Annotated in this window: 27 protein-coding genes; 15 read left to right on the forward strand and 12 right to left on the reverse strand. The window is 41.3% G+C overall.

Annotation, left to right across the window (positions count from 1 at the left end; genetic code table 11):
- The 5 genes from HUN01_RS17540 to HUN01_RS17560 all read left to right on the forward strand — a co-directional run bounded on the left by HUN01_RS17540 (position 1) and on the right by HUN01_RS17560 (position 7,943).
- Complete coding sequence (locus HUN01_RS17540; RefSeq protein ID WP_181932328.1) at positions 1-1,578, forward strand: dolichyl-phosphate-mannose--protein mannosyltransferase; 1,578 nt, start codon at positions 1-3, stop codon at positions 1,576-1,578.
- A 606-nt stretch (positions 1,579-2,184) separates the two neighbouring features.
- Complete coding sequence (locus HUN01_RS17545; RefSeq protein WP_181932329.1) at positions 2,185-2,901, forward strand: helix-turn-helix domain-containing protein; 717 nt, start codon at positions 2,185-2,187, stop codon at positions 2,899-2,901.
- The gene (locus HUN01_RS17550; protein WP_181932330.1) at positions 2,804-5,524 is read left to right on the forward strand and encodes a peptidase domain-containing ABC transporter; all 2,721 of its coding nucleotides are present in this window, start codon (positions 2,804-2,806) and stop codon (positions 5,522-5,524) included. The genes HUN01_RS17545 and HUN01_RS17550 overlap by 98 nt, the downstream gene beginning before the upstream one ends.
- Before the next feature lie 84 nt (positions 5,525-5,608).
- Positions 5,609-7,132, forward strand: coding sequence for a beta-barrel domain-containing protein (locus HUN01_RS17555; RefSeq protein WP_181932331.1), 1,524 nt, complete (start codon positions 5,609-5,611; stop codon positions 7,130-7,132).
- Positions 7,133-7,196: 64 nt separating this feature from the next.
- Positions 7,197-7,943, forward strand: a complete 747-nt coding sequence (locus HUN01_RS17560) for a peptidylprolyl isomerase (RefSeq protein ID WP_181932332.1) — start codon at positions 7,197-7,199, stop codon at positions 7,941-7,943.
- 285 nt (positions 7,944-8,228) lie between these two features.
- Here the strand turns inward: HUN01_RS17560 and HUN01_RS17565 are convergent, their stop codons facing one another.
- The 9 genes from HUN01_RS17565 to trmB form a co-directional block, all read right to left on the reverse strand.
- Positions 8,229-8,384, reverse strand: a complete 156-nt coding sequence (locus HUN01_RS17565; protein ID WP_181932333.1) for a hypothetical protein — start codon at positions 8,382-8,384, stop codon at positions 8,229-8,231.
- A gap of 43 nt (positions 8,385-8,427) precedes the next feature.
- Entirely contained in the window at positions 8,428-8,571 is a 144-nt protein-coding gene (locus tag HUN01_RS17570; RefSeq protein WP_181932334.1) for a hypothetical protein, read from the reverse strand.
- Between the two features lie 326 nt (positions 8,572-8,897).
- A complete protein-coding gene (locus HUN01_RS17575) occupies positions 8,898-9,512 on the reverse strand; it encodes a PEP-CTERM sorting domain-containing protein (protein ID WP_181932335.1) in 615 nt (204 codons plus the stop codon).
- 346 nt (positions 9,513-9,858) lie between these two features.
- Positions 9,859-10,041: a hypothetical protein gene (locus HUN01_RS17580; protein WP_181932336.1), complete on the reverse strand. Its 183-nt coding sequence runs from the start codon at positions 10,039-10,041 to the stop codon at positions 9,859-9,861.
- An 8-nt stretch (positions 10,042-10,049) separates the two neighbouring features.
- On the reverse strand, positions 10,050-11,312 hold the full coding sequence (locus HUN01_RS17585; RefSeq protein ID WP_181932337.1) for a nif11-class peptide radical SAM maturase 3: 1,263 nt from the start codon (positions 11,310-11,312) through the stop codon (positions 10,050-10,052).
- Positions 11,313-11,405: 93 nt separating this feature from the next.
- Positions 11,406-11,738 (reverse strand): Nif11-like leader peptide family natural product precursor, encoded by a 333-nt coding sequence (locus tag HUN01_RS17590; RefSeq protein ID WP_181932338.1) that lies wholly within the window; start codon positions 11,736-11,738, stop codon positions 11,406-11,408.
- A 171-nt stretch (positions 11,739-11,909) separates the two neighbouring features.
- Complete coding sequence (locus tag HUN01_RS17595; protein WP_181932339.1) at positions 11,910-12,347, reverse strand: nitrogen fixation protein; 438 nt, start codon at positions 12,345-12,347, stop codon at positions 11,910-11,912.
- Between the two features lie 27 nt (positions 12,348-12,374).
- On the reverse strand, positions 12,375-12,620 hold the full coding sequence (locus HUN01_RS17600; protein WP_181932340.1) for a hypothetical protein: 246 nt from the start codon (positions 12,618-12,620) through the stop codon (positions 12,375-12,377).
- 418 nt (positions 12,621-13,038) lie between these two features.
- Positions 13,039-13,692 carry a tRNA (guanosine(46)-N7)-methyltransferase TrmB gene (gene trmB / locus HUN01_RS17605; RefSeq protein ID WP_181932341.1) on the reverse strand — a complete coding sequence of 218 codons (654 nt, stop codon included), beginning with the start codon at positions 13,690-13,692 and terminating at the stop codon, positions 13,039-13,041.
- A gap of 320 nt (positions 13,693-14,012) precedes the next feature.
- Here trmB and HUN01_RS17610 point away from each other — a divergent pair, with 320 nt between their 5' ends.
- The 3 genes from HUN01_RS17610 (at position 14,013) to HUN01_RS17620 (ending at position 16,020) form a co-directional block, all read left to right on the forward strand.
- Positions 14,013-14,741: a MotA/TolQ/ExbB proton channel family protein gene (locus HUN01_RS17610; protein ID WP_181932342.1), complete on the forward strand. Its 729-nt coding sequence runs from the start codon at positions 14,013-14,015 to the stop codon at positions 14,739-14,741.
- A gap of 42 nt (positions 14,742-14,783) precedes the next feature.
- On the forward strand, positions 14,784-15,374 hold the full coding sequence (locus HUN01_RS17615; protein WP_181932343.1) for an ExbD/TolR family protein: 591 nt from the start codon (positions 14,784-14,786) through the stop codon (positions 15,372-15,374).
- Positions 15,375-15,657: 283 nt separating this feature from the next.
- Positions 15,658-16,020 carry a phage holin family protein gene (locus tag HUN01_RS17620; protein ID WP_099102349.1) on the forward strand — a complete coding sequence of 121 codons (363 nt, stop codon included), beginning with the start codon at positions 15,658-15,660 and terminating at the stop codon, positions 16,018-16,020.
- A gap of 75 nt (positions 16,021-16,095) precedes the next feature.
- Here HUN01_RS17620 and psb29 read toward each other — a convergent pair whose 3' ends face one another.
- Positions 16,096-16,803, reverse strand: a complete 708-nt coding sequence (gene psb29 / locus HUN01_RS17625) for a photosystem II biogenesis protein Psp29 (protein ID WP_181932344.1) — start codon at positions 16,801-16,803, stop codon at positions 16,096-16,098.
- Between the two features lie 213 nt (positions 16,804-17,016).
- Between psb29 and HUN01_RS17630 the strand changes: the two genes are divergently transcribed.
- Positions 17,017-17,622 (forward strand): chromophore lyase CpcT/CpeT, encoded by a 606-nt coding sequence (locus tag HUN01_RS17630; protein ID WP_181932345.1) that lies wholly within the window; start codon positions 17,017-17,019, stop codon positions 17,620-17,622.
- A gap of 48 nt (positions 17,623-17,670) precedes the next feature.
- On the opposite strand, the gene HUN01_RS17635 is transcribed toward HUN01_RS17630, so the two are convergent.
- Together HUN01_RS17635 and hemF are read right to left on the reverse strand one after the other, a co-directional pair.
- Positions 17,671-18,039, reverse strand: a complete 369-nt coding sequence (locus HUN01_RS17635; protein ID WP_012411454.1) for an STAS domain-containing protein — start codon at positions 18,037-18,039, stop codon at positions 17,671-17,673.
- A gap of 247 nt (positions 18,040-18,286) precedes the next feature.
- Positions 18,287-19,327, reverse strand: coding sequence for an oxygen-dependent coproporphyrinogen oxidase (hemF, locus tag HUN01_RS17640; RefSeq protein ID WP_181932346.1), 1,041 nt, complete (start codon positions 19,325-19,327; stop codon positions 18,287-18,289).
- Positions 19,328-19,778: 451 nt separating this feature from the next.
- Here hemF and HUN01_RS17645 point away from each other — a divergent pair, with 451 nt between their 5' ends.
- From HUN01_RS17645 to HUN01_RS17670, 6 genes are all read left to right on the forward strand, one after another.
- Positions 19,779-20,303: a polyketide cyclase / dehydrase and lipid transport gene (locus HUN01_RS17645; protein ID WP_069070960.1), complete on the forward strand. Its 525-nt coding sequence runs from the start codon at positions 19,779-19,781 to the stop codon at positions 20,301-20,303.
- A 261-nt stretch (positions 20,304-20,564) separates the two neighbouring features.
- Positions 20,565-21,635 (forward strand): Mrp/NBP35 family ATP-binding protein, encoded by a 1,071-nt coding sequence (locus HUN01_RS17650; protein ID WP_181932347.1) that lies wholly within the window; start codon positions 20,565-20,567, stop codon positions 21,633-21,635.
- A gap of 184 nt (positions 21,636-21,819) precedes the next feature.
- Entirely contained in the window at positions 21,820-23,133 is a 1,314-nt protein-coding gene (rodA, locus tag HUN01_RS17655; RefSeq protein WP_181932348.1) for a rod shape-determining protein RodA, read from the forward strand.
- A gap of 300 nt (positions 23,134-23,433) precedes the next feature.
- A complete protein-coding gene (locus tag HUN01_RS17660) occupies positions 23,434-23,631 on the forward strand; it encodes an NAD(P)H dehydrogenase subunit NdhS (RefSeq protein WP_069070957.1) in 198 nt (65 codons plus the stop codon).
- Positions 23,632-23,724: 93 nt separating this feature from the next.
- Positions 23,725-24,381, forward strand: coding sequence for an HAS-barrel domain-containing protein (locus HUN01_RS17665; protein ID WP_069070956.1), 657 nt, complete (start codon positions 23,725-23,727; stop codon positions 24,379-24,381).
- Positions 24,382-24,523: 142 nt separating this feature from the next.
- Positions 24,524-26,659 carry a cation:proton antiporter domain-containing protein gene (locus tag HUN01_RS17670; RefSeq protein WP_181932722.1) on the forward strand — a complete coding sequence of 712 codons (2,136 nt, stop codon included), beginning with the start codon at positions 24,524-24,526 and terminating at the stop codon, positions 26,657-26,659.
- The last annotated feature ends 67 nt before the right edge of the window (positions 26,660-26,726 follow it).

Genomic DNA, 26,726 nt, shown 5'->3' on the forward strand with positions numbered 1-26,726 from the left:
ATGACTAAAAAGTGGTTCCGAATTGGCATGGTGAGTGTATTCTTTCTCTCACTTGCCTTACGGTTTTGGGGGATGGAGCGATTTAACACTCTGGTATTTGATGAAGTTTACTTTGCCAAATTCGGTAATAATTACCTCACGCATACACCCTTTTTTAATGCTCATCCGCCGCTGAGTCAATATATTATTGGTATCGGCATTTGGATTGGTAGTCACATTCCTTTTTGGCACGATACTGTAAATGGGCTGACAGGTTCATTGCGATCGCCTTGGACTTATCGTTGGATAAATGCCCTCACAGGCTCATTTATTCCTGTAGTTGTGGCTGCGATCGCTTATCAGTTGAGTTATCGTCGTACCTTTGCAATACTTGCAGGTTTGTTCACAGCCTGTGATGGCCTTTTTCTCGTTGAGTCTCGCTATGCCCTGAACAATATTTATATTGTCATCTTTGGTTTGTTAGGGCAGTGGTTTTTATTATTGGCATTAGATAACCAAAATCGGCGACGCTCATTTTGGTTAGTTCTTGCTGGCATCAGTTTTGGTGCGTCAGTTGGGACTAAATGGAACGGTTTATGGTTTCTTTTGGGTGCTTATCTGATTTGGGTAACAGCGTGGGTAATTAGTTTGATACATTCTTTTCCTAACCCCAAACTCGGAGGCAGGAGGCAGGATAGCGCAGCGGTAGCGAGTCCGCGAGTGTCGGCAGAAGGTGGAAGTCATGAGGTAGAAGGTGTAAGTCAGGAGTCAGGAGTTAGTACTTATTCTCCCTTAGCCCCCTTATCTTCCTTATCTTCCTCATCTCAAACACCACTACAAAACTTGACTCAGCTAAATATTTTTCAAATGCTGTTTTATCTAGGAATTATCCCAGCTTTTATCTACAGTATCATCTGGATTCCCCACCTTCAACTAGATAAAACTTATGGATTTATTGCAGTACATCAGCAAATTTTAAAGTTTCACTTACAGCTAGGTGGCAATAGTCCCAACGTGCATCCTTACTGTGCTGCCTGGTACAAATGGCCGTTGATGACTCGACCAATGGCATATTATTATCAAACAGCTAAAAGTATTACCGAACCTTTACCTGTAATGGGGCCACCTTTGCCTCCTGGTGCTGGAAAAGTTATTTATGATGTCCATGCAATGGGTAATCCATTTTTGTGGTGGTTTGGTGTTTCTGCCATGTTGTTTCTAATTGGGTTGCTGGTGTCGCAAGCCGTTATTTTTTTGGTAAAGGAAAAGCGTTTTTCTGTACCTGCAACTCTGAGTGTTGATACTTGGATTGCATTATATTTAGTTATCAACTATGCCGCTAACTTATTACCTTGGGTAAAAGTTACGAGGTGCGTTTTTATTTACCACTATATGTGTGCAGTAGTATTTCTCTTTTTAGCGATAGCTTGGTTTGTTGATCAATGCCTTCGCAGTTATTATCAACAACTGCGGGCGCTAGGTGTCACCATAACTTTTATTATTCTGGCTGCTTTTATTTTCTGGATGCCAATTTATTTGGGTTTACCTCTCTCACCTCACGATTATAAGCTGCGAATGTGGTTCAACTCTTGGATTTGATTAAAGAGACATTGGATATTGGGCATGGATTATGAGGCTAGCGATCGCTAAAAAGTGTGTCGATACACACGTAGACTAGATTGTAGTCAATAGCCAAGCTAGAGTAAGTACAACTTTTACTGCCACTCTCCCTTTGGTTAACATCTAAACAGTTAGCTAAATAGCAATTAAAGTAAGATTTAATACATCTAATTCTATACGAACAAGTGTTACTTAGAGTATTGCTTTTGAGCGATCAGATCACTGTATAGAGTCTTTTGTGGCTCCCTCTAAAAGCTTTTAGGGAAATTTTTAATGATACTACTTGATAATAGCTATCTATAATTTCTAATTTTTTTATACTAATAAAGTGAATATTTAGTAGATATACGCAATTATCGTATTTAGTCAATATTTCATCAAAACTTATACAGTGCTTAATCTTCAGAATTTAAAAAGGAGATTTGTAGCTTGATGTATAAATAATAAAAAATACATAAAATAACATGCGCTATTAGTGTAATAATTTGCACGTGTAAACACTCATTTGGAAATGCTTGACAAATTATGCATCAAGCATGGGGCATTTGTGGATCTAGATTTATAAAACTAGCAAATTCTGCGTATATGTCCGAATGTCAGGTCAGTTTTGAGACTAAATACTTAAGTGCGTGTGGTGGTAAGTGTTTAACACCGTTTCAGCGGAAACTACTACTACAAAATTTGGACGATAGTTTACCTGAATCCTACCGTCAACGAATTGAAATTATGTTGTTGGCAGATGAAGGAAAAACTCAAACAGATATCTGTCAAACCTTGGGATGTTGTGCAGCAACAGCACGACATTGGACACACATAGCTCGGGCTGGGATGGCGCACCAATGGCAAGATTGCCCCATTGGTCGCCCGAAAGCTGTGAATGATCAGTATTTGGAGCGTTTGAAGCAACTAGTTAACAACAGTCCTCGCGATCATGGCTATGCTTTTCGCCGCTGGACAGCAAACTGGCTTGCGAAACATCTAGCAAAGGAATTTGGGATTGAGGTAAGCGATCGCCATATCAAGCGACTGCTCAAACAAATGGGATTATCCACACTACCAAAACCTATTAATGCAGAACAAAGCAGTAATGAAAAGGCTACGAGTTCCAAAATCTTGATTAGTGACCTCAAATCGGCAGCTATTCCTGATAATTCCGAATTTTTACCTATTAACTTTGCAAAATTAGGAAAAGATTTAGACATTTATGGCGCAAGATATATCTGCTCAGTTAGTTTCTCTGCAACAGTTCAACAATATTCTGGGTTATTCTCTTTCGACAGAGGAATTTCAACACTGTCTTGAACAAGTTAAATTTATCAACCCAAAAGTCGGCAAATTCTGGCAAGGAACTGATGCTAAAGCTGGTATATATATTGCGATCGCTGGAAAAGTCAGGTTACTAGATGGCGGCGATGAGTTAATCGCTACTTTGGAGGTGGGAGAGTCCTTTGGGGAATTTACCTTATTTAAAGAGGGTGACTTCAGACCTTATGCAGCAAGAGCTTCAGTAAACTTGCAATTATGTTTCATTCCTGGAGAGGTATTGTGGCCACTGATGGCTAAATATCCACAAATTCGGGAGCATTTGTGGACTAGGGCGCTATCCCGTAATCCCCAACAGGTAGATTCAGAGAACCCTCCATCTGATTCAAAACTGTCTCATGAAAGAAAGATTTTGTTAACGCCAGCAGTCGAGCCACACCAGAAAAAGATTAGCAAAGCCTATTTTCCCAACTCCAAGCAGCGAGTCGGGCATTTATTACAGCGTGTGATTCGGCGCTATCCCTTTTTTGCCCAACAGAGTGGATCAGATTGCGGTGCAGCTTGTTTAGTAATGGTGTCTCGCTATTGGGGGAAAAACTTTAGTGTAAATCGCCTACGGGATATCGCCAATGTTGACCGCAATGGCTCGTCGCTTCGGGGGTTATCGGCGGCGGCGGAAAGTATTGGGTTTGCTACGCGACCTGTAAAAGCGAGTCTTGACCAATTGGCGAAGCAAAAATTGCCTGCGATCGCTCACTGGGAGGGGAAGCACTACATCGTTGTCTATGAAATCGCTGAAAAACAGGTGATTGTGGCAGATCCTGGTATTGGTCAACGCACCCTTAGCCACCAAGAATTTAAAGCCAACTGGACTGGCTATACACTGCTGCTACAACCCACAGCCTGGTTAAAGGATGCCAAAGAAACTACAACTCCCTTTTGGCAATTCTTTGAGTTAATGAAGCCTCACTCTTTAGTAATGCTGGAAGTGTTTGTGGCTTCCTTATTTATCCAGATATTTGGACTCGTTACTCCTCTGTTTACCCAATTAATTTTAGACCGGGTGGTAGTGCAGCGTTCTGAACTAACCTTAACGGCGGTAGGGTTAGGATTGCTGATTTTTAGTTTATTCCGTGTGGCGATGACGGGGTTGCGGCAATATCTGTTAGACCACACGGCGAATAAGGTAGATTTAGCATTGATTGTGGGATTTATTCGCCATACCCTGCGGCTACCCTTAAGTTACTTTGAGTCGCGTTATGTGGGGGATATTATTTCTCGCGTACAGGAAAACCGCAAAATTCAACGCTTTCTCTCTGGCGAGGCGCTGTCCATCCTCCTGGATTTAGCTACTGTCTTTATCTATTTAGGATTGATGTTTTGGTACAGTTGGAAAATGGCATTGCTGGTGTTAGTAATTGTGCCGCCTTTTTTCCTACTGGCAGTGATTGCCACACCTTTTTTACAAAAGATTTCTAGGGAAATCTTTAATGCTGTTACTAATGAAAGTAGCTATCTGATTGAAGCCATTTCTGGTGTGCGAACAGTTAAATCCACAGCAGTAGAACAGACGGTACGTTGGCATTGGGAAGAGTTATTAAGTAAGGAAATAAAAACTAACTTTTCCGGGCAAGTTATCAGCAATCGTCTGCAAATATTCAGCAACACAATTGAAGCAGTGGTAACTACCGTCTTGCTGTGGTTTGGGGCTTACCAAGTGATTCACAACCAGTTAACTATTGGGCAATTGGTAGCATTTAATATGTTGCTGGGAAATATTATCAGACCTTTCCAACGATTAACAGTTTTGTGGAATCAATTGCAAGAAGTTGTGATTGCAGTGGAACGCATTAATGATGTGTTGGATGCCGAACCAGAAGAGGATTTACATTACCAGGCGCGGCAATCTTTACCACCCATTAAAGGTAATATTCGCTTTGAAAATGTGACGTTTCGCTATCACCCAGAAAGCGATATCAATGTTTTGGAAAATCTTAGCTTTGAAGTACACAGCGGGCAAATGGTTGCTCTAGTGGGACGGAGTGGTTCTGGGAAAACCACGATTTCTAAACTGGTTTTGGGGTTATATCCTCCCACAAATGGCAAAGTATTGATTGATGGGCAAGATATTAACAGTCTTTCGTTGCGTTCTCTACGCGAGCAGGTTGGGGTAGTTGACCAAGATACCTTTTTATTTGGTGGAACGATTCGGGAAAATATTAGCTTGGCACATCCTGGGGCAACTTTGGCAGAGATTATTGAGGCGGCGCGATTGGCGGGTGCTGATGAGTTTATTAAAAAGTTACCTATGGGTTATGAAACCCAGATAGGTGAAGGAGGGGGGATGTTGTCTGGAGGACAGCGACAAAGAATTGCGATCGCTAAGGCGTTGCTAGGCAATCCCAAGCTGTTAATTTTAGATGAGGCTACTTCCCATCTGGATGCAGAGTCAGAAAGGATTATTCAGACGAATTTAAACACAATTCTTAAAGGCAGAACTACCTTACTAATCGCCCATCGCCTATCAACTGTGCGGAATGCAGATTTGATTTTAGTGCTGGATAGAGGCGTGTTGATTGAGAGTGGGACTCACCAAGAGTTGATGGCGAAGCGAGGACATTATTTTTATCTCAATCATCAGCAGTTGGATGTTGCGGGGTAAAACAAGAGGATCGGGAGAAAGCTTTTCTTGTTTCACCACTTCTAAAATAAAATCCCAAATCCAAAATTGATATCAGGAAAAATTATGCCAAACACATTGAATGGAAAGGTTCAAACCCAAATCCATGAGGTAGAACAGCACGAGGAAATTTTAAGTAAGCAAACACCCGCGAGATCAACTGATGATTGGGCTGACGCGACGAAGGATTTACTTGATAGCTTGCCCCAGGTTTGGACTAGGGGATTGCTGTATTTTTTAGTGGTATTTGTGTCGATAGTTTTACCTTGGGCGATGCTATCTAAGGTGGACGAAACGGGTTCAGCAAGAGGGCGACTTGAGCCAAAGGGAAAGACGGTTAGGCTGGATGCTGCTGTGGCAGGTACTGTTGCCGAAATTCGGGTCAAGGAAAGTGATTCGGTTAAAGTTGGGCAGACTTTATTAGTATTGGAATCGGAATTAGTTAAGGCGGAATTGCGGCAGGTACAGGATAAGTTAGAGGGACAATTAAATCGCTTTTCTCAACTAAATTCATCTAAAAGTCAGTTAGTTGTATCTTTGACAACGCAACAGCAACAAAATCAATCTCAACAGTTGGAAAAGCAGTCTCAAATTGACCAAGCACGACAGAATATGAATGCTCTTAGAAATTCCTATGATTTACAAAAAGACGAAAAGTTAGCTCAAGTCAACCAGGCACGCCAAACTCTTGAGCATAGCCAAACAGCTAATAAATTAGTAGACAGTAGTTTGGCAAGCACTCAGCGGGAAGTTGAACGCTATCGCAGTCTTTGGCAGTCAGGGGTTGTCCCAGAAATTAATGTTGTGGATAAGCAAGATATAGCTAAAGACAAGCAACAGTTATATGAACAAAATCAGTCAGATATTCAGCAAGCTAAACTACGTTTACTAGAACAACAGAGTAGTTATGAGCGGACTATTCGGCAAGCAAATGCAGATATTGAACAGGCACAGTTGCGACTCAAAGAACAGGAAAGGAGTTATCAGACTTTAACTCGTTCCAACAAACTAGCTCTGCTAAAAATCGACGAACAACAGAAGAATTTGGAAACAGAAATTACTACGCTTCAAGCAGAAATTGCTCAAAGTAAGAGTCAGATTGTCTCGTTAAAGTTTCAGTTAGGACAACGAGAGTTAAGAGCCACTGTGAATGGTAGAGTGTTTCATTTACCGATACAACGGGCTGGCTCTATGGTGCAGCCTGGTGCAATGATTGCGGAGATTGCACCGCAAGGTTCGCCTTTAATAATTCGGGCACAAATGGCAACAAATGAGAGTGGTTTCTTGCGAAGAGGATTGCCAGTAAAGTTGAAGTTTGATGCTTATCCCTTTCAGGATTACGGCGTTGTGGAAGGAGAATTGTTAGAAATTTCTCCTACTACCATAGAGGTGGAAACACCTAATGGAAAGGTAGCAGCTTATGACTTGGAAATTTCCCTAAAACAAAATTGTATTCGCTCGGCTAATAAGTGTATTATTTTGCGTCCTGGGGATACGGCGACAGCTGAGGTAATTGTGCGTCAACGTAGGATTATTGATTTTCTGCTTGACCCGTTTAAGCAGTTGCAGCAGGGTGGGGTGAAATTGTAAAAGACTTATAAATAAACATCCCATCGTTTTTGCAGATGGGAGTAGCTATAAAAGGAGAGGTAAAATGTCACAAGTTGTTAAGATTACAAACGAAAATATTCTTGAGCAAATTAAGCTATCTTGTAAAATTCCATCCATAATTGAAGAGATTGTAAATCGCCAGATTCTGGAAAATACCTCAGAAGCTTTGGGTATTAAAGTAGAGGTTGCCGAACTTCAAAAAGCAGCTGACCAAATGCGTTTAGCTAACCAATTAGATAGTGCTGATGATACTTGGGCTTGGCTGGAAAAACATGGTCTGTCTTTAGAAGAGTTTGAAAAAATTCTTGACAATAGTGTGATTGCTGGAAAGTTAGCTGCTCATCTGTTTACAGATAAAGTTGAACAACACTTTTTTGAACACCAATTAGATTATGCAAGTGTAGTCTTGTATGAAGTTGTCTTGGATGACGAGGACTTAGCGCTGGAACTTTTCTATGCCATTCAAGAAGGAGAAATGAGTTTTCATGATGTTGCTCACAAATATATTCAAGATCAGGAGTTACGACGCTCTGGGGGATACCGAGGAATACTTAGTCGTAAGGACTTGAAAGCAGAAATTTCTGCTGCTGTCTTTGCTGCTAAAGCACCACAAGTTCTCAAACCAATTGTCAATTCTCAAGGATTTTACCTGATTTTTGTTGAGGAAATTATTCAACCGCAATTGGATAATAAATTGCACATTAAAATTGTTTTTGAACTTTTTTCACAATGGATGAAGCAGCAACGTGAAAAAGTGGAAGTTTCATTAAGATTAAGTTCAATCAACTAAGTCTTTGTTTGAAAAGTTAGTTAATATTGCAGAAAATAAATAACCCTCTGAAAACCTTAGAGGGTTATTTGTTTTTTTACATCTAATAAACATTGCTTTCATTGTGAAATTATAGATGTGTAATTTCACTATTAGGCAATCAAAAAAACAAAACTTCTTTTTGTTTTATACCAATTTTATATGAAAATGCATAGGATAACTATAATCACAATTCTTGCTATACAAGGATTTTATAGTTTAGATTCTGTGCAAGCTCACAAAGAATTGATATTGCTAAATCTATTACTAGGTAAGCCGCGCAATTTCCTTACCTATTTGATAGCCAAGCCAAGCTACTGCAATAAGTGGTAGAATTCCACCACGAGTTGCATCACTATCAGTATCACTTAATTCATTCAGATAGCTTGATTCGTCAAGATCATTAATGGTAATGACTGTCATGATAAAATCTCCGATTCAGAAGTGGGAATAGATGTTTTCAGAGTTAGTCATTAAGAAGGTAGCCAACAGCAACAGCTACAAGGAAAATACAGATTGGGCAACCACCCTTAACTTCATTGAGTTCACTGGTATTTAGCTCAACTAAACCGCTTTGAGCATTTAGATCTTGAATTAAAATGTTAGCCATTTTCAATTTCTCCTCTGTTTACTTTTAGTCGCCAGTTTCAGAATGAGGTTCTTAAGTTGCTCATCTATGGATAGTTTCTTCTATCAATCGTGTTAAGTCAATATTTAACTCTAGATATAACATGACAAAAATGATTCAATTATATGTTTTAAATTTACTAAATTTATTTTAAAAATAAAAAAATACCAAAATCCTTTAATAAGGAATTAACTAAAATATAGATTTAAAAGATAAATATCCCAGACTCTCAAAAAAGTCAGGGATATCTTTTTAAACAATGATTTAGAAATGTAAATTACTATTGAATCTAGTTTCTTACTGTGCAATCACACTTTAGCTGACTTGATTTTTCGTAACCAGCCACCTAATCCCAGTGCTAGGACAGAACCAAGAATAGTTGAAGGTTCAGGAACACTTTTGCCTCTATAAATACCACCTACTACTAAGGGCCCATTATCTCCAGGTACTGCTGGTCTTAAATCCGGGTCGGTAAGAAACTGAACTACAAAACGATTATCATTTGGGATTTCTCCTCCTACAAAATTAAATCTTGGAGCGCGAAAACCTTCGACAGTAAAATCAGGAGAAACAGTAAGAGTTGGAAAAATGTTAGAAAAACCAATTTGACCATCTCCATTTACATCTCCCCATTGCACATCATCTTCAAGGGTATCAAAATCTGGAAATAATAAAAGGGAGAGTGAATTTATGGTTAGTTCTGTATTATTTAGAAAGTTTTGTTGCCCAGTAGTATCAGGAGCATTCCAAAATATTAATTCATTCGGTTGAAGATTCAAGGGAATTCCGACTCCCTCAGGCAAGTTTGGGTCAGCTGTTGTCACTAATGGTTCGACTAAGATAGCAGCAGTTGCTGGAGCTAATGACATCAGACATCCTCCTACCGCACCTGAAATCAATAATCCGATGTTTTTAGCTTTCATAAGTTTTGGTAATCTAACTCTATGTTTGTTTTTACCATTATCTTTTGTGTGAATTTACCCAAAAATAGAAAATAAATAAAGTTTTAATAATTTATTTGATGGAAAAAGTGAACCTTTTATATCCCAAAATATGACAAGTAATAGATTATGCAATCTTTATGTTTTTCAGATTAATTAAAAAGTCTATGGAATAACAAAAAATTAAGATGAGTTTGTCTTTAGGTTAATTTTTTATTTTTAAATAGAGTAGAGAAAAACTCTAAAAAATCAACCCAAAAAAAGCTTGAGTTGATAGATAATAAATACTCAATTCCCAACATCGGACGATTTTATTCTTAGCAATTAATCAACTTTCACTTCTCACAACACCGGCTTCCTGTTCAATGCAGTCTAACGCCTTCTTTGCTCTAAAAATAAGTCGCAAATAGGCTAACTGACTATTCCAAGCAGAACGAGGTAACAATGCTTCTTGAGAGTCTGTAAAAGTTGTATTTTCTTCAGAAAGAGAATCAGTGGAAATATTATTCATAAAAATGTTTAATTGCTGGGACTAACCAAAAGATGGACTAACTCTGATTCTGCTTCCCACGATTGTGGCCATTGAATGCGATCGCTAGTAAAATGAAGTGGATCGTTTTCTGGCCAAGGTGCATTTATTGGTTCTTCAACTAGCCCAAACTCCCCATTGTCAAAAGGGCTTCCCTCCGCCTGACGCTGGAGAAACACTCGTTCCCGAATACCACCTTTTTCCTGAGTCAGGGCGCGATGATGACAGTAAGGATTGTTACCTCTCTTATCAAAGAAAACATGAGCAGTCCAACTGCAACCACCACGACATAGTTCCGAAAATTCGCAAGACTTACAGAAACCCCACAAATGTTCTGTTCCTTTGGGAGTATCAGCCCCCAAATTAAACCGTAGTTCTTCCGTTTCTTCAATAATTGTTCGCAGTGAATAGTCGCGGATGTTGCCGCCAGTATAGGCTGTGGTAGGTAGTGAGGGACAACCTTTTATCGCACCATCGGCTTCAATGCCCAAAGCAGACAATCCAGCACTACATCCCTGCCAGAACGACCAAGCATCTCCTCCCCGCAACAGTCGTTCATAGGGGCCGTAATAACCGATATTATTTCCCGGTTGAACTTGCACTCCTTCCCGCTTTGCCTTTTGAGCAACACGAGCAATCATGGGATATATATCTAATAATTCATAAGGTTGTAGCAGAATTTCACTATTATCTGCTGCATTTCCCATCGGTACAGTCAACTGAATTTGCCAAGCGAATACTCCAGCATCGCGGAGATGCTCGTAAATACAAGGAAATTCTGGTGCAGAGAGACGATTAATTTGAGTATTGCAGCCAAAGCGTATATCTGCTTCCTTGAGATTGCTCATGGTCTTAAACGCCCATTGCCAAGAGCCTTGTCTACCACGTAAACGGTCGTGAGTTGCCTCTAAACCATCAACTGAGACAGATACCACGCTAATTCCAGCTTCCTTCATCCGGCGGGCTGTGTCTAAGGTGATACCATAACCCCCTGTGGTCATACCACATAACATCCCAGCTTTGGTAATTGCTTGGGCAATCTCCAGCCAGTCAGGACGTAGAAAAGCTTCACCACCAATTATGGTTACTTCTGTAATTCCTACTTCCGCCATTTGTTTGACTAAATCAAGGGCTTCTGCTGTGGAAAGTTCTTGTGCCCTTGTATGCCCAGCACGAGAGCCGCAGTGTTGACAAGCTAGATTACACTTGAGTGTAATTTCCCAAACTGCATAACTAATTCGGCGATAAGCCATAAAAATACTCTCAATTGATTTTTCTAGAAAGGGACGAACAAATCCTCATCCGTCCCTAGAAATTTAATATTTTCTAGTCGCAATAGAGGTTCCTTAAACTATGTCATCTACCCGAATAACTCCATACAATAGTTGGTAGGGTGGCCATACAGCTCCATATAATGGTTGGATTTTGGGCTTGCCAGTTAATCCACCAAAAACTTCTGCCAATTCTTTTTCACTTAAATCCTTGAATTCAGCTTCACCATTTGCAGACTCCAGCAATTGAGCAGTATATTCTTCATACTCTTCTAGAGTGAAATCGTAGCCAGCAGCTTTAACTATTTGACTACATTCTTCCTTGCTATTAACGCCTTGAATTTGATTACGAAAGGCTTCATCATTTGCTAGCTTTTCGTAAAAAGCTTTCACATGTTCTAGAGACATAATCTTCTACTCCTGAAATTACTTAAGAGTTGGTAACTCTGTTGGAATATTGAACCAATTCATTAGATATATCTAATCTTCTAGGATGGGCATCCTGCCTGCTTTTGGCTACGGGCGGTTAAGACACCCATCCCACAAGCAGTAGTTGAGTATTTTTTATTTGGAAGCCTTTTAACTGGCAGCTAGTTTTGACACTTGAATTGCTACTTCAGACGGATTGTAGTTATCTGTAATCAGTTGTGGACAACGCATACAAGCTGCTTTCCCTTCTTGTTGCCACCACCGACAATCTCGGCGTATGGAACAGGGGGGTAGTTCTTCTGCCACTGGCGGTAACTTTTCTACAATTCGCATTGCTAGACGGCAATCTTGTCCATCAAAATGCTGGCAACCTTTAGTGGCACAAGCTGCCGCCGTCCGAAAAATTTCAGCAGGTGTAATTGGACTAGCTTTTGCTATCAGTTCATTAGTGATAGGCAAGGGCTGTTTAAGATAAGTTACACGAGGTTCTGCAACTGTTCCACTGATGATTCCGAAAACAACACTATCCTCAGATTCTGGTCTAGCACTGGGGCAAAGTGTAGTTTTATCAACAGCAATATCTTTCATCAATTGAGCCTCCAGTGGAAAGAATCTTTATGAATACAAGGGTTCAGTTGCTATGATTCCTATCGTTGTAGGAATAGGAAACTTACCAAGTATTACGGGAAGCAATTTTGATTCTCCACCTGCAACACTTTTTGCTTCTTCGTCAGACATAGATAATAAAGTTTCTTCTGAATCCAAAACTTCGTTCCGACGTGCCACAGCATTTTTCACAGCATCATCAATCAAATCACTAATTTCAATTTGACTGTTATACTTTCTTTCTTTCGCTTCCATGTTGATTTTCCTCTGATTTATTGACTATTGACTATTACTAACCAGTGTAATTGCCTAATATGTCCTTATCTTAGGGAAAAAGAAGCTACTCACTCTATATCTTAAGAACTCTAAATTAGACAGAAATAAAACTTTTATGTCACTAAAAAACCATAGATTTTAAGTTACCCCTATTTTTCTGTAGGGGCATATATCATTTACTTAAGCTATAAACTGTGGGATACCAATTCAAATTTGATATCTTAGGCAATTGCGATCATTAACTAAAATATTTATGTCCCGAAAATATTGGAAATTGATAGAGAATTTCTAATTTCCAGTTACTTTAGATCAACTTGGAAAAACATATAATCTCTAAAATATCAAAATAAAAATCTAGATTTGGCATTTATAGTGCTAGGCGATCGCACATCATCAACTACTCTTCATTTACAACTTCTCGCCTAACAAACAAAGCCCGATAAACAGGTTCACCCTTTTTTTGCGTACCTATTTCCCTTTCTGTTGGAACTGGTAAGGGGTTTTCAGTCAACCATTCTCCTGTACCAATTTTCTCAAAATCTGGATTTTCCGCAAAGCGATCGCGCATTTCCACAGCGACAAATTCCATATCTGATTGCAGAAATACAAATCCCCCAACCGCAAGATATTTCGCTAAATCTGCCACTAATTCTGGTTGGACTACACGACGTTTCGCATGGCGGGTTTTAAACCAAGGATCGGGGAATTGAATTGTAACGCGTTGTAAACTTCCTGGAGGGAGAGAAGATAAAAGTGAGTGCAATGAGTTGTTCACATTGCAAAACAAGTAGTGCAGGTTTGTTAAAGCCAACTCAGAACGTAACTTATTCGCCTCCACCACCAGCGGTTCCCGAATTTCTAAGCCGAGAAAATTCCAGTTGGGTTCTATCTTGGCCATATTCAGCAAAAACTGTCCCTTAGCGCAGCCAATATCTAGATGTAGTGGTTGATTTGGCTTTGTATAGACTTTTTCCCAGTCAAGGGGATTTGCTGGTGTTTGATACTTTTTACCAAGTGGATTAACATGCTGGCGGACTCGGACTGCTGCCAAAATTTGCTCTCCTTCAAGTGAAAATATCCTGTAGTGCAACTCCAGGTTACAAGGAAGTCTAGCAAAAGTATGCCAAAAATTATCGGTCTATCATTCAATCGCCTATCCAGCAGAAAGTTTTTGACACTCCCACGACTATAAGCGGTGGGCTTTTTGCTCCAATACTTGTAAAGCAGTCTGAGTCAAATATGCCATCTTTACACTGTATTTTGAGGTTTTCGAGAAATTTATATTTTTGAAGTCCCTCATTTTGCATTAATCTCTAGAATTAAAATGCTTAAGCACATTTGCTCTAGTCATGGAGGGAGGAAACTTAAACAGTGGATATTTTAGATTTGTTTTATAAGGGCGGGCCAGCGATGTGGCCTTTGCTCATTTTGTCGATTCTGGCTTTGAGTGTGATTTTCGAGCGTTTGTGGTTCTGGTTAAGAATTTTGACTCAGGAAAAGCAAATAGTCGATCGCATCCTAGATGCTGCCCAGGATAATTGGCAAGTAGCTGCGGACATTGCAAGACAAGCAAGCCATCAGCCAGTTGGGCGTTTTCTCTACGCCCCTCTACGCTTAACAAAAAGTAATGCGGAAACCTTTCGATTAGCACTTGAGGCTACAGCAGAAGATGAATTGGCTGGAATGCGGCGAGGTGAAAAGCTTTTAGAAGCCGTGATTGCCCTTGCACCCCTGCTAGGATTATTAGGTACAGTTTTGGGTTTAATCCAGTCTCTGCGCTCAATTCGGATTGGCGATTTAGGAACTGAATCTACTGCTGGAGTAACTACTGGTATTGGTGAATCCTTAATTAGTACGGCAGCAGGGCTAATAGTTGCCATCATTAGTTTGGTATTTTACCGCCTATTTCAAAGTTTTGTCGTCAACCAAGTTAAAGTTTTTCGTAAAGCAGGGAATGAAATGGAATTGCTTTATTACCAGTCCCCGCCTGACTTTAGTAATATTACATCAGCAATTGTGCGGGAGAATTTCACTCCACCTCGCAAGCCAGGAAAGACTCGGTTGCCTGAACCACCTGAACCCCCGAATGCACCTAATTAATAGTCAAAAATTCAACTCCGAAACCAGGCTTTATAGTGAGACATGAAAGTTAATCTACATACTCCAATTGAAGAAGTCCAAATTCAAATCATCCCTTTAATTGATGTTGTTTTTTGTATCCTGACATTTTTTTTGTTAGCGGCATTACAATTTACACGGCAACAGGCAATAAATGTTGATTTGCCCAAAGCCAGCCCCAGTTCAATATCCGGGATAACGTCACAGAGTGGAAGTCTGATTGTGACTATCGATGCCGTTGGCAATACTTACATAGAAAAACAGCCTATAAAACGGGAAGATTTGGGACAAACGTTAAAACAGTATCTCCAACAAAATCCCAGTGCTATCGTGGTGCTGAATGCTTCGCGCACAGCAACTTATAATGATGTGATTGAGACATTAGATTTACTACGACAAGTAGGAGGCGATCGCGTTTCTTTGGGAATTATTCCTGGCCCATCTCAACCACCCACAAACTTACCAAACCAACCTGCTATCCCCTCTTTCCCAATAAATCCTGGTGATGCACCAGTTCCAGGTATCAATCCCGAAGGGAATCTTGCCCCTAAATTTCCCTTAGCACCTAATTCCGTACCCTTACCCACGGCAGTTCCTAACTCACCAGCGCCTTAAGCGCCAGCATCCAAACCAACCTACTCTTAAAAGATAATGTAGGGCATGGGGAATGGGGCATGGGGCATTGGTTATTAATATTTTCTTCCCCTGCTCCCCTACTCCCTCATTCCCCACTCCCCCTTCAAGATTTTTGCTAAACCTAAAGATATCTAAAATAAAATTCGGTCAGAGAAAAAATTTCTGCTAATTTATAAATAATTGGTTGAGCTTTAAAGATTTTTCCACCGATAAACTGAAGTAATTTATCACCAATTGCCATTCACATTTCAGGGGTTGTGGCATGAATATCGTGACGCTTTTAATTGTTTGGGTAGTAACAGCTATCAGCTTATTGATAATTAGCAAATTGCCTTTGGGAGTTGAAATTGACACTCCAGGTAAAGCCTTTCTTTCTGCCGCAGTGCTTGGGATCGTGACGGCAATAGTCAGACCGATTTTAAGCCTCGTTTTTGCAGTACCAAATTTACTTACCTTGGACTTACTATCCGGCATTTTCACATTTATGATTGCCGTAGTTTGTTTTAGTATTGCTGCTTGGTTAGTAGAGGGATTTCGCTTACGTTACGGTATTTGGAGTGCTGTAATTGGGGCATTTGCGCTGACTATAATTAACAGCTTAATCTACAAACTTTTGGGCGTCTAAAATTAAGAGTTAAGAGTGATGAGTGATTAACAACTGATCACTCCTAACTCCTAACTCCTAACTCGCATCTTTTAATTATTCGTTGGAACTTGGTGGAGCAACTGGGGTAGTTGATTGTTGTTTACGTTGTTCGCGTTTTTTGCGATCGGCTGAAAGCATATCTGCCATTACTATCAGTGCTTGCGCCATTTTTTCTAGGTTAGAACGATATAACTCCAAATCTTTGTTGAGTTTGTCATCGGAGAGGTGCAGACCGGCAGCGATCGCTTTCAATGCCTCAGTGAGTTGTTTTTCGTCTTTGACTAATTCGGGATCTGACTGCTCTAATAACGAAAATATACCAATTGCGAACAAACGGTTGTATTTAAAGTTAGGATTATTGGCGATCGCTTGCAGTTGTGCTTGTAAGTCAGTATCTCTATCTAAGTAAGTAGTTTGCCCTAGCCAACCAATTAAATCTTTAACTGGCAAACCTTTAGCTACAGCTTGCAATCTTTCAGCATCCTGTCGATATTGTTGCGGATCTTTTTCTATAGCCCGACATAGGGCGTTAAAAATTGATTCTTGATCCCGTTCGGGTTGATAGCCTTCCATGAAGCGGTCAAAAGTAGTGACGACACCCAAGGCATAAATTGGATTGTAGCTAAAATCGATATTTACTGACAGCAGATGCATTTCCACCATCAATTCTTCTACTACCCGACGATAAATAGTGTTGATCGGACGGGTGTGAAGATTGTAGAAAGTTCGTTTTGTATCAGAGACTGTACGGACGTTATTCACAAAGAAAAAGGAAATGTTAAGGGCGACGTATCTTTATTTTCTCGCTTAAAGGCTACTTTGCCAAGTTGAGCTTTTAGCTGGTGACAGTTTCATTTACAATGTAGACAAATCAGAAGTATTCTATAAGCTAGTAGCCACAGGGGATTAAGACCTTTTCTCCTAAAAAACTAGCCCAAAAAAATTATCATCCTTAATGATTTTTTTATTGCAATTATGAACTTCTCGCCACAGTTAATTGCTTTAGGTGAGTACCTAGCTGGTGAATTTGATAATCGGGAACAAGCCATAGCAGAACCGGTTTGGTATGTCCACCTGTGCTTGTGGCAAAGACCAGTTAATCTCTTCACAGAAGATAGCATTACCTTGTTTGCCGAACAGGCTAACGTTATTACCCTAGATCAGCCTTACCGCCAGCGAATTATCCGCTTGCGTCAGGGGAGCGACTCTGACGCAACCGTGGAAGTACAATATTATATGCCTCAAGATCCAGGTGCATTAAGAGGCGCAGGTCATAACCCTGCTCTACTCAACACACTAACACCCGAACAATTAGATTTACTGCCAGGTTGTATCCTAACAGTTACTCAAGAAAAACTAGCTTGCGATCGCTATAAGTTCACTGCTACCCCATTACCAGAGACTCGTTGCAGCTTTAGTTATCTTGGCAATACTGTGTATGTTTCCTTGGGCTTTGCAGCTACAGGGGCAGAATTTTATAGCTATGACAAAGGAATTGATCCAGCAACTGGAAAAGCAACCTGGGGAGCGATTATGGGGCCTTATCGCTACACCAAGCGAAATCAGTATTTAATAAGATAAAGTTATGAGTCATGAATTTTGAATTAACTCCTAACTCCTAACTCTTTTCTAGCTGGCAATGCTACGAGGTACACCTTCTAAAGCTTCCTCTTCTGTTTCAAAGATTTCAAAAACAGTATCCATCATCGTCACTTCAAATACAAGTTTGGCTTCTGGATGTACATTGCAAATGCGGAAACTGCCCTTGACTTTATCAGCATCGCGCATTCCAGCGACTAAAGAAGTAAGACCAGAACTATCAATAAAATTTACCTGAGCCAGATTTACAACTACATGACGACTGAGTTTGGAAATACACTCCTGTAACTTCAGGCGAAATTGCCAAGCAGTGGTAATATCTAGGCGACCTGCTGGTGTCAGGACAATAACAGTGTTTCCGTCTTGGGTTGTATAAGTTTTTTGGTCTATATGAATCACTAAAGCCCTCCCCGTGCTATTCCTATTAAGATTAATTACTTGCAGAATTTTCTAATGCTGTCACTTGAGATTAACAAGGTATAGCTAAAATTGTCACCTTTTTCTGCTAAGTGCTTAACTTTAGTAGTTTAACTCATCAAAATAGTGGAGAGTGGGGAGTGAGGGAGATGAGAGAGAAAGGGAAAATCAGGATCATAACTCCTAACTCCTAATTCCTGACTCCTAACTCAGCACTCAGCACTCAGCACTATTTAGCTGTCCAGTTGATCCAATCTTGAGGCTTAAGGAAGGTTTCATACAACTCGGCTTCGGGGGAATTAGGTTCCGGTTGATAGCCGTATTCCCAGCGCACTAAGGGTGGTAGGGACATGAGAATTGATTCGGTGCGTCCGTTGGTTTGTAGACCAAAAATGGTGCCTCGGTCATAAACCAAGTTAAATTCTACATATCGTCCCCGACGGTAGAGTTGAAAATTCCGTTGGCGATCGCCATATTCCATCCCATGCCGCCGTTCTACAATTGGTACGTAGGCTGGTAAAAATGCTCTGCCGCAGCCTTGCACAAAACCAAACAAATCTTCCCAATTGCGGGTTTCTGGTGTTCCCACCTGGTTACTATAACTAGCGGCTTCTCCGTCGGGGTTTGGGCCACGATATAAAACACCTTGACCATCTTGGTAATCAAAAAATAGACCACCTACACCCCGTGTCTCGTCACGATGCTTGAGGTAGAAATATTCATCACACCACCGTTTAAATACTGGGTAATACTCTGGGTGGTGTTCGTCGCAAGCCTGTTTCAATGTTTTGTGTAAATGTGCCGCATCTTCAGCGAATGGGTAATAAGGTGTCAAGTCAAGACCACCACCAAACCACCAAACTGGCCCCGCTTCAAAGTAGCGATAATTTAGATGAACAGTGGGTACGTAAGGATTGTGAGGATGTAGCACCATTGAAGTGCCAGTGGCATAAAAGCCATGCCCTGCTGCTTCCGGGCGTTGGGCTAAAATTGAAGCTGGCAAATGGGAACCCCAAACTTCAGAAAAATTTACACCTGCTTGTTCAAATATTGCACCATCTCGCAGCACGCGCGATCGCCCTCCACCTCCTTCTGGGCGTTCCCAACTATCTTCATGAAACTTAGCCACACCATCTAGTTTTCCCAATGATTCGGTAATTTCGTCTTGCAGCTGTTTCATAAACTGACTGACTCTAGTCTGAGCATCAGGTGCTGGCAAAGACTTGGATGGTACTGCTTCTACAGTTGGTGTTTGCGAGTTGGTCAACATAGATTCCCGAACCTAAATTACAATTTCCAGAAAGCCACAAATTTTTCATTTTAAAATTTGGGGGAAACATGCGCCAACAATCTAGCTCTATTTGCCCAACCCGCTTTTTCTTACTGGTTAAGCATTTATACGATTGATGGGCATCACTAGAGTTATTTTCCCTCAAATGCGTATAGGCTTGTATATTGAATTAGTTTTTTTTGAAATTCTTAATTGGAATATTCTGGTAGAAAGACTAAATTTTAGTCTTAACCTTGAAGTATCAAGGGTTTGACTGGACTGCTCAAAACTTATTTACCATATTGCTAATGTTGGCTGTTAGAGTCTGTCCTGAATCGAAGCTTACTATGTTTAGTGAATTTTTGAGAAAGTTTTAATTTAGGGTTTGAGCGTAGTTGCACATCATACCAGAGTTACCAGAAAGTCTCTAGAGAGGAGGAGGATTAGGAAAATGCAAGGTTGGTTATCCAAATTCATCCACCGCAAGCGTCGTCGGTTTTGCGCCTCTCTGGTGTGGACGTATCGAGAGATTAGTTCTGCTTCTGTAGATGAACTGTGGCAAAAAGTGGTTGACTTAACAGATGTTTCCTGGCATCCACAACTTAAGAGTACTAATGTTCCCCACGGATTAGTACCCAAACCAGGATTAATTTTTCAAGCTGTCACACGCTTTTCACCGATTCCCATCAGAATTTTTGTGGAACGCGTCAATCCTAGAGAGATGCTGAGTATCCGAGTAATGGCAATTCCTGGAATTGAGGAAAGGGTGACTTATCAAGTAGAGTCAACAGTTTGCGGTACTTGTTTGTCTTATTCTGTAACACTACGGGGTTGGTTATCGCCCCTGATTTGGTCTTTATCCCGTCCTTATGCAGACCGCGTTGCAAGGTCTTTAGTCGAGGCAGTAGAAAAGACGGCATTACCAGCGGTATCTGGTCAGAAAAAATCCCTTAATGACAGTTGTTTTGATTTTTAGGGACTGGGGATTGGGAAGTGGATAAGCAGGGAATAGGTTACAGGTTAAAGGTTACAGATGATTCCCTCTCACCTGTCACCTCTCCCCTAATCCCAATGCCCAAAGAAAGTTAAAATTCTATTAGGTAATAATGCTATTTGCTAAGTTTTATTACGGCAGCGACAGTGATAACACTAAGCTGACCTTACCTAAGAAAGCATCCAGTTAATAGCTAAGATGTTCGCCACAACTGTATTTATTCATTTTGAATTTTGAATTTTTATGTACGATGTCCTTGATTCTCGCTCTGTCTTAGAAATTTTGCGACCAGTGGAAGACCCAGAACTCCGCAAAAGTCTGGTAGAACTTAATATGATTCGTAATGTCACAATTGACGGTGGCAAAGTTAGTTTCACTTTAGTATTAACCACTCCTGCCTGTCCTTTACGTGAATTTATTGTTGAAGACTGTCAGAAAGCTGTCAAAAAACTCCCAGGCGTTACAGATGTCAGTATAGAAGTTACGGCAGAAACACCACAGCAAAAAAGTTTGCCCGATCGCACTGGCATTTCTGGGGTGAAAAATATCATTGCTGTTTCCAGCGGCAAAGGTGGCGTTGGTAAAAGTACGGTGGCGGTGAATGTCGCAGTGGCTCTAGCTCAAACTGGGGCGAAAGTCGGCTTGCTAGATGCTGATATTTACGGCCCCAATGACCCCACCATGCTGGGTCTGGCTGATGCCCAAATTGTTGTGCGTTCCACTGAAACAGGTGACATTCTGGAACCTGCTTTTAATCACGGCGTCAAATTAGTTTCGATGGGCTTTTTGATTGACCGAGATCAACCAGTAATTTGGCGGGGGCCTATGCTAAATGGTGTAATTCGCCAGTTTCTCTATCAAGTGCAATGGGGGGAACTGGATTATTTGATTGTAGATATGCCACCAGGAACCGGAGATGCTCAGTTAACTTTAACCCAAGCAGTACCGATGGCAGGGGCAGTAATTGTCACCACGCCGCAAAACGTAGCCCTGTTAGATTCTCGCAAGGGATTGCGGATGTTCCAGCAGATGAATGTCCCAGTATTGGGGATCGTAGAAAATATGAGCTATTTTATCCCCCCCGATCAACCAGATAAGCAATATGACATCTTTGGTTCCGGTGGTGGCTCCAAAACAGCTGCTGAATTGGGAGTGCCGCTTTTAGGGTGCGTGCCGCTAGAGATTTCTACACGAGTAGGTGGTGATAGCGGTGTGCCAATAGTCGTTGGTGATCCAGATTCAGCTTCAGCAAAAGCATTAACAGCGATCGCTCTTACCATCGCTGGTAAAGTATCAGTTGCAGCTCTAACATAATTAATTTTAATTTCTATTTACTTCCTGGGCTATAGCTTGGGAATACTAAGCATTGGGTATGGGGTAAGGGGCACGGGGCATGGGGATTGAGGAAACAAGAGAAGAAGAACTATTGATTATTAACCAATGCCCAATGCCCAATGTCCAATGCTCAACAATTAAAGCTAAAGTCTAAACTGACACAATGTTGTTAAAACGATCGCTCCCCAAAATTCGCTGGAAGTCTTGGGTTAAGCCCTGGCAGCATGTAGATTGGCTACTATTTTGTTTGCCGATAGCTGCTAGTATCTTTGGCGGACTAATGATTCTCAGTACGGAATTGAAACAGCCAGTAACTGACTGGTGGTGGCATTGGATGGTAGCGGGTATCGGCGTGCTTATAGCCCTGTTTTTATCTCGTATCCGTTACGAACTTTTGATGCAGTGGCACTGGGTAACTTATGCAATAACGAACTTCAGCTTAATCATAGTGATGATTGCTGGTAGTAGCGCTAAAGGGGCACAGCGGTGGATTCCTATTGCTGGTTTCAATGTCCAACCCTCAGAATTTGCCAAAGTCGGCATGATCATTACCTTAGCTGCTTTGCTACACAGGCGCACTGCTTCTACCCTCGAAGGTGTTTTCCGCGTTCTGGCAATCACTGCTGTACCTTGGGGATTAATATTTTTACAGCCAGATTTAGCAACATCAATGGTTTTTTGTGCGATCGTCTTAGGAATGCTGTACTGGGCAAATGCCAACCCAGGCTGGTTAATTCTGATGATTTCTCCTGTGGTTGCCGCCATTTTATTTAGTACATCTTGGCCATTAGCAGAGCCGATAGTTTTATTCAAAGAACTATCTTTTGGCCCATTAGGGATAGTTTGGTCAATTGCAATGGCTATTGTGGGCTGGCAAACTCTTCCCTGGCGTCGATTTGGTTTGGGCACTATCGGTGCGGGGACTCTCAATATACTGGGTGGCGAATTAGGAGTCTTCGCCTGGAACCATATTTTGAAAGAGTATCAAAAAGACCGGCTCACTGTATTCATGAACCCCGATCACGATCCACTCGGTGCTGGATATCATTTAATCCAATCTCGTATTGCTATTGGTGCCGGTGAAATTTGGGGATGGGGTCTGTTCAAGGGGCCAATGACGCAACTGAATTTCGTACCGGAACAGCATACAGACTTTATTTTCTCCGCAGTGGGGGAAGAATTTGGTTTTGTTGGTTGTTTGGTAGTGCTGTTTGTCTTCTGCTTAATTTGCTTCCGTCTACTGCATGTTGCCCAAACCGCCAAAGATAACTTTGGTTCCTTGTTGGCTATTGGCGTTTTGTCCATGATCGTATTTCAGCTGATTGTGAATATTGGCATGACTGTTGGTTTAGCGCCTGTGGCAGGAATTCCCCTACCTTGGATGAGTTATGGGCGTTCTGCGATGCTGACTAACTTCATTTCCTTGGGAATAGTAGAATCGGTAGCAAATTTTCGACAAAGGCAGAAGTATTATTGATTCGTCATTAGTCATTAGTCCTTTGTCCTTGGCTAATGACCGAATGGTACTAAGAAAAGCTTAAAGCCTTGTGTAGTCTTGTTCCTAGCCGTCAATACTGGGAATTTTTTCCGAATGAGGTGCTGCCTCTGGTCAAGCCACTAAAGGCGGCAGCCCTCCCAGAATGCTTTCCCTGGAAGTCAGGGCAAGGGCTGTATCTTAACTTAGTGCTATTCGCTAATGACCAATGACAAATGACAAATGACAAATGACTATTAACAAGTATTAAGCTATTAAAAGGAAACAAACGAGGCTAAAAACATGATTCTGCCTGGAGCAACTGTTCGCGTCAACAATCCCGCAGATACCTATTATCGCTACGAAGGACTCGTGCAACGACTAACTGATGGCAAAGTAGCCGTATTATTTGAGGGTGGTAACTGGGATAAATTAGTTACTTTCCGCCTGAGTGAATTGGAACTCGTAGAGACCACAGCCGGACGTAAAAAAGCCAAATAAAATTAGTCATTAGTCATTTGTCCGTTGTCATTTGTCGTTTGACAAAAACTAATGACTAATGACCAATGACTAATGACTAATGACTAAATTACTATGCGCCTCCCCCTACCACAGTTTGCCACTGGCGATCGCCATCCCAACCACATTGCGGAGGTGATTGAAACTACTAGTACTGAATTTTTAGCTCAGTGTTTAGAACCAGAAGACTTGAGCTTTCCCTCCATGCCACCCTTTGGTAGTTGGGTCTGCTCTGTAGATGAAGAATCTGGTAATCAAATTTATGCTGTAGTGTATTATGCCACAACCATGCCCATAGATTCTGTACATCGGGCGAGAGCATTGGGGTTGTCATTGCAAGATTTACGGGAGGAACAACCCCAAATATTTGCCATGCTGAGAACGGAATTTCGGGCTGCGATCGTGGGCTTTGAACTATCTTCGCAAAATCAAAGTTATAACCAAAGAGTATATCAGTATCTACCACCCCGTCCCCCGCAAATTCATCAGGCTGTTTATCGGTGTGAACCAGAAGCTATTATTAAATTTACTGAAGAACTAGATTTCTTAAGGACACTCCTTTGTATCAATGGTGCGCCAATAGAGTCTTTGACCGCAGCTGCCATTCGAGATGTATACCAGTTACGCAAAGCTGACCGAGAATGGCTAATTAAAGCTGGACGTAACTTGAGCGTGCTACTTAAAGACGACTACGATCGCTTGCGGTTCATTTTGAGTCAAATCCACCCGTAGGTAGTTAGTTCTGAGACAATTGCCTAGTTAGTGTAAGTTAAGGTTTTTGATTTTTCGTCAGGTGGCTTCTTTGTTTATATCGATCAGGCGATCGCCCCCAAGGTAATCGCAGTTTTACCATAGCCCCTTCAATTCCTACATGATGGAACTCATATCACAAGTTCTTGTTCTGGAACCAACTTCCCAAGTTCTTGGCAAGGAACCAATTGTTCCCTTTGCTATTTTGTTGGTGGTCATCTTAGTTATACCCATCATGTTTGAGCGACTAAGATTACCAGGATTAGTGGGTTTGGTTTTCTCAGGGCTAGTACTTGGGCCTTCAGGTTGGAATCTATTCCAGTCTGACTCACCGATGATTAACCTACTATCAGACATTGGGTTAATTTATTTACTGTTTGTCGCAGGGCTAGAAGTTGATCTAGAACAGTTTCGCCGCCAGAAAAGTCGCGCTTTTGGATTTGCTAGCTTGACTTTCAGTGTACCCCTGGTAATGGGAACCCTAGTAGGACTAATCTTAGGCTATGGCTGGAATACTTCAATCTTAATTGGCTCTTTATTTGCTTCCTATACCCTTTTGGCATATCCCATAATCAGTCGTTTGGGAGTGGTAAACAACGAAGCTGTTACTGTCACCACTGGAGCTAAGATTTTTACAGATATTGGTGCAGTGCTGATATTAGCCGTTTGTGTAGCTATGGCTGATGATGAAGTATTCAGCTTTGCAGAACTACTCACTTTGTCTGGTCGGTTAACTATTTACTCTGTTGCCGTTGTCACAGGCTTTGATTGGGCAGGCAAAGAATTTTTCAAGCGATCTGGAGACGACGAAGGAAACAAATTTTTGTTTGTGTTGCTTTCTGTGTTTCTAGCGGCTGTAGGTGCTCAATTGATTGGGGTAGAAAAAATTGTTGGTGCTTTTTTAGCGGGTTTGGCGGTGAATGAAGCTGTGGGTGAAGGGCCAGTCAAAGAAAAGGTGGTATTTATTGGCAGTGTGCTGTTCATTCCCATTTTCTTTGTTGACCTTGGTTTACTGATCAATCTACCCGCCTTTGTAAATAACCTAGATACGCTGAAGTTAACGCTGTTGATGATCGTTGGTTTGATTGTCAGTAAATTGATTGCAGCTTTATTAACGAAACTGGTTTACCGCTATAACTGGCAAGAAATGCTAACGATGTGGTCGCTGTCACTTCCCCAGGTTGCTACAACCTTAGCAGCAACGTTAGTAGGATATCGGGCTGGGTTGCTGCCACTAGAAGTATTACACAGCATCATTGTCTTAATGGTTGTCACATCAACCTTGGGCCCTTTGATTACCAGTCGAATAGCTGTTGGTTTGAATTCCTCAGTAGCGGAAGATCCACCACTACCCCTATCTGACCAAAAAGCACCAGAGATAGATAGTGCTTTTACTATAGTTGTGCCTGTATATAATCCTCATACCCAGCAGTATTTGATTGAAATGGCGGCGTTATTAGCACGTCAGTCTCAGGGCAAAATTGTACCACTGGCGATCGCTAATGCTGCTGCTCACATGGATGCACCGCAGTTAGAAGCCTCTCTACAACGGAGTGAGCGGTTATTGACCAAAGCCACTGCACAAAGTCGAGTATTGGGCGTACCTACGGAAGCAGTGCTGCGGATTGATGATGCCTTTGCTCAGGGAATTAGCAGAGCGGCTCGTGAACAAAAGGCTAATTTAATTGTTATGGGTTGGGGTAAACGCACTGGGTTGCGAGCGCGTTTATTTGGGAATGTGATTGATGGTGTGCTTTGGGCTTCCCATTGTCCAGTAGCGGTGACACGTCTAGTAGAATCACCGAAAAAAATTCAGCGCATCTTAGTACCAATAGAGAACTTAACAGCACCCACATTACAGCCTGTACAATTTGCCCAGATGCTGGCAGAAGCAAATCAGAGCCACATTACTGTGCTGAATGTGTGCGATCGCCGCACTAGTTCTAGTAAAATTGCTTGGAGGCGATCGCATCTCTCACTGCTAGTATCTAAATTGGCTTTGACCAATGCCCCAGAAATTCAAATCATCGCTCATGAAAATGTTGCCCAAGCAATTTTGCAGGCAGCACGATTATATGATTTAGTCGTTTTACCTTTTATACGTAATCGTACCAGTCCTGGAGGGTTAACCATTAGCGATGTCACTACCCAGTTAGCCAGCCAACTCACTTGCTCCATCGTCATGCTTGGAGAACCGCAACGCACTCAAACTAATGTAATTACCTCTAATACGGTTACTAGCATTACTTCTGCTGTATAATGTCAGCCATAGTTCAGTCCATTTGAGTAGACTTGAGCTGTGATACCATTGACAAAAATCTTTGCAA

Origin of the sequence: Nostoc edaphicum CCNP1411, from assembly GCF_014023275.1 — a bacterium.
GTDB classification, from domain to species: Bacteria; Cyanobacteriota; Cyanobacteriia; order Cyanobacteriales; family Nostocaceae; genus Nostoc; species Nostoc edaphicum_A.

Coding starts and splice junctions, on each gene's coding strand:
- HUN01_RS17545 (WP_181932329.1), top strand. CDS start 2,185: ATGTCCGAATGTCAGGTCAGTTTTGAGACTAAATACTTAAGTGCGTGT.
- HUN01_RS17550 (WP_181932330.1), top strand. CDS start 2,804: ATGGCGCAAGATATATCTGCTCAGTTAGTTTCTCTGCAACAGTTCAAC.
- HUN01_RS17650 (WP_181932347.1), top strand. CDS start 20,565: ATGTACGATGTCCTTGATTCTCGCTCTGTCTTAGAAATTTTGCGACCA.
- HUN01_RS17660 (WP_069070957.1), top strand. CDS start 23,434: ATGATTCTGCCTGGAGCAACTGTTCGCGTCAACAATCCCGCAGATACC.
- HUN01_RS17645 (WP_069070960.1), top strand. CDS start 19,779: ATGCAAGGTTGGTTATCCAAATTCATCCACCGCAAGCGTCGTCGGTTT.
- HUN01_RS17600 (WP_181932340.1), bottom strand. CDS start 12,620: ATGGAAGCGAAAGAAAGAAAGTATAACAGTCAAATTGAAATTAGTGAT.
- HUN01_RS17565 (WP_181932333.1), bottom strand. CDS start 8,384: ATGACAGTCATTACCATTAATGATCTTGACGAATCAAGCTATCTGAAT.
- HUN01_RS17570 (WP_181932334.1), bottom strand. CDS start 8,571: ATGGCTAACATTTTAATTCAAGATCTAAATGCTCAAAGCGGTTTAGTT.
- HUN01_RS17580 (WP_181932336.1), bottom strand. CDS start 10,041: ATGAATAATATTTCCACTGATTCTCTTTCTGAAGAAAATACAACTTTT.
- HUN01_RS17595 (WP_181932339.1), bottom strand. CDS start 12,347: ATGAAAGATATTGCTGTTGATAAAACTACACTTTGCCCCAGTGCTAGA.
- HUN01_RS17585 (WP_181932337.1), bottom strand. CDS start 11,312: ATGGCTTATCGCCGAATTAGTTATGCAGTTTGGGAAATTACACTCAAG.
- HUN01_RS17670 (WP_181932722.1), top strand. CDS start 24,524: ATGGAACTCATATCACAAGTTCTTGTTCTGGAACCAACTTCCCAAGTT.
- HUN01_RS17615 (WP_181932343.1), top strand. CDS start 14,784: ATGAAAGTTAATCTACATACTCCAATTGAAGAAGTCCAAATTCAAATC.
- HUN01_RS17575 (WP_181932335.1), bottom strand. CDS start 9,512: ATGAAAGCTAAAAACATCGGATTATTGATTTCAGGTGCGGTAGGAGGA.
- HUN01_RS17630 (WP_181932345.1), top strand. CDS start 17,017: ATGAACTTCTCGCCACAGTTAATTGCTTTAGGTGAGTACCTAGCTGGT.
- HUN01_RS17540 (WP_181932328.1), top strand. CDS start 1: ATGACTAAAAAGTGGTTCCGAATTGGCATGGTGAGTGTATTCTTTCTC.
- HUN01_RS17555 (WP_181932331.1), top strand. CDS start 5,609: ATGCCAAACACATTGAATGGAAAGGTTCAAACCCAAATCCATGAGGTA.
- HUN01_RS17665 (WP_069070956.1), top strand. CDS start 23,725: ATGCGCCTCCCCCTACCACAGTTTGCCACTGGCGATCGCCATCCCAAC.
- HUN01_RS17620 (WP_099102349.1), top strand. CDS start 15,658: ATGAATATCGTGACGCTTTTAATTGTTTGGGTAGTAACAGCTATCAGC.
- HUN01_RS17560 (WP_181932332.1), top strand. CDS start 7,197: ATGTCACAAGTTGTTAAGATTACAAACGAAAATATTCTTGAGCAAATT.
- HUN01_RS17590 (WP_181932338.1), bottom strand. CDS start 11,738: ATGTCTCTAGAACATGTGAAAGCTTTTTACGAAAAGCTAGCAAATGAT.
- rodA (WP_181932348.1), top strand. CDS start 21,820: ATGTTGTTAAAACGATCGCTCCCCAAAATTCGCTGGAAGTCTTGGGTT.
- hemF (WP_181932346.1), bottom strand. CDS start 19,327: ATGTTGACCAACTCGCAAACACCAACTGTAGAAGCAGTACCATCCAAG.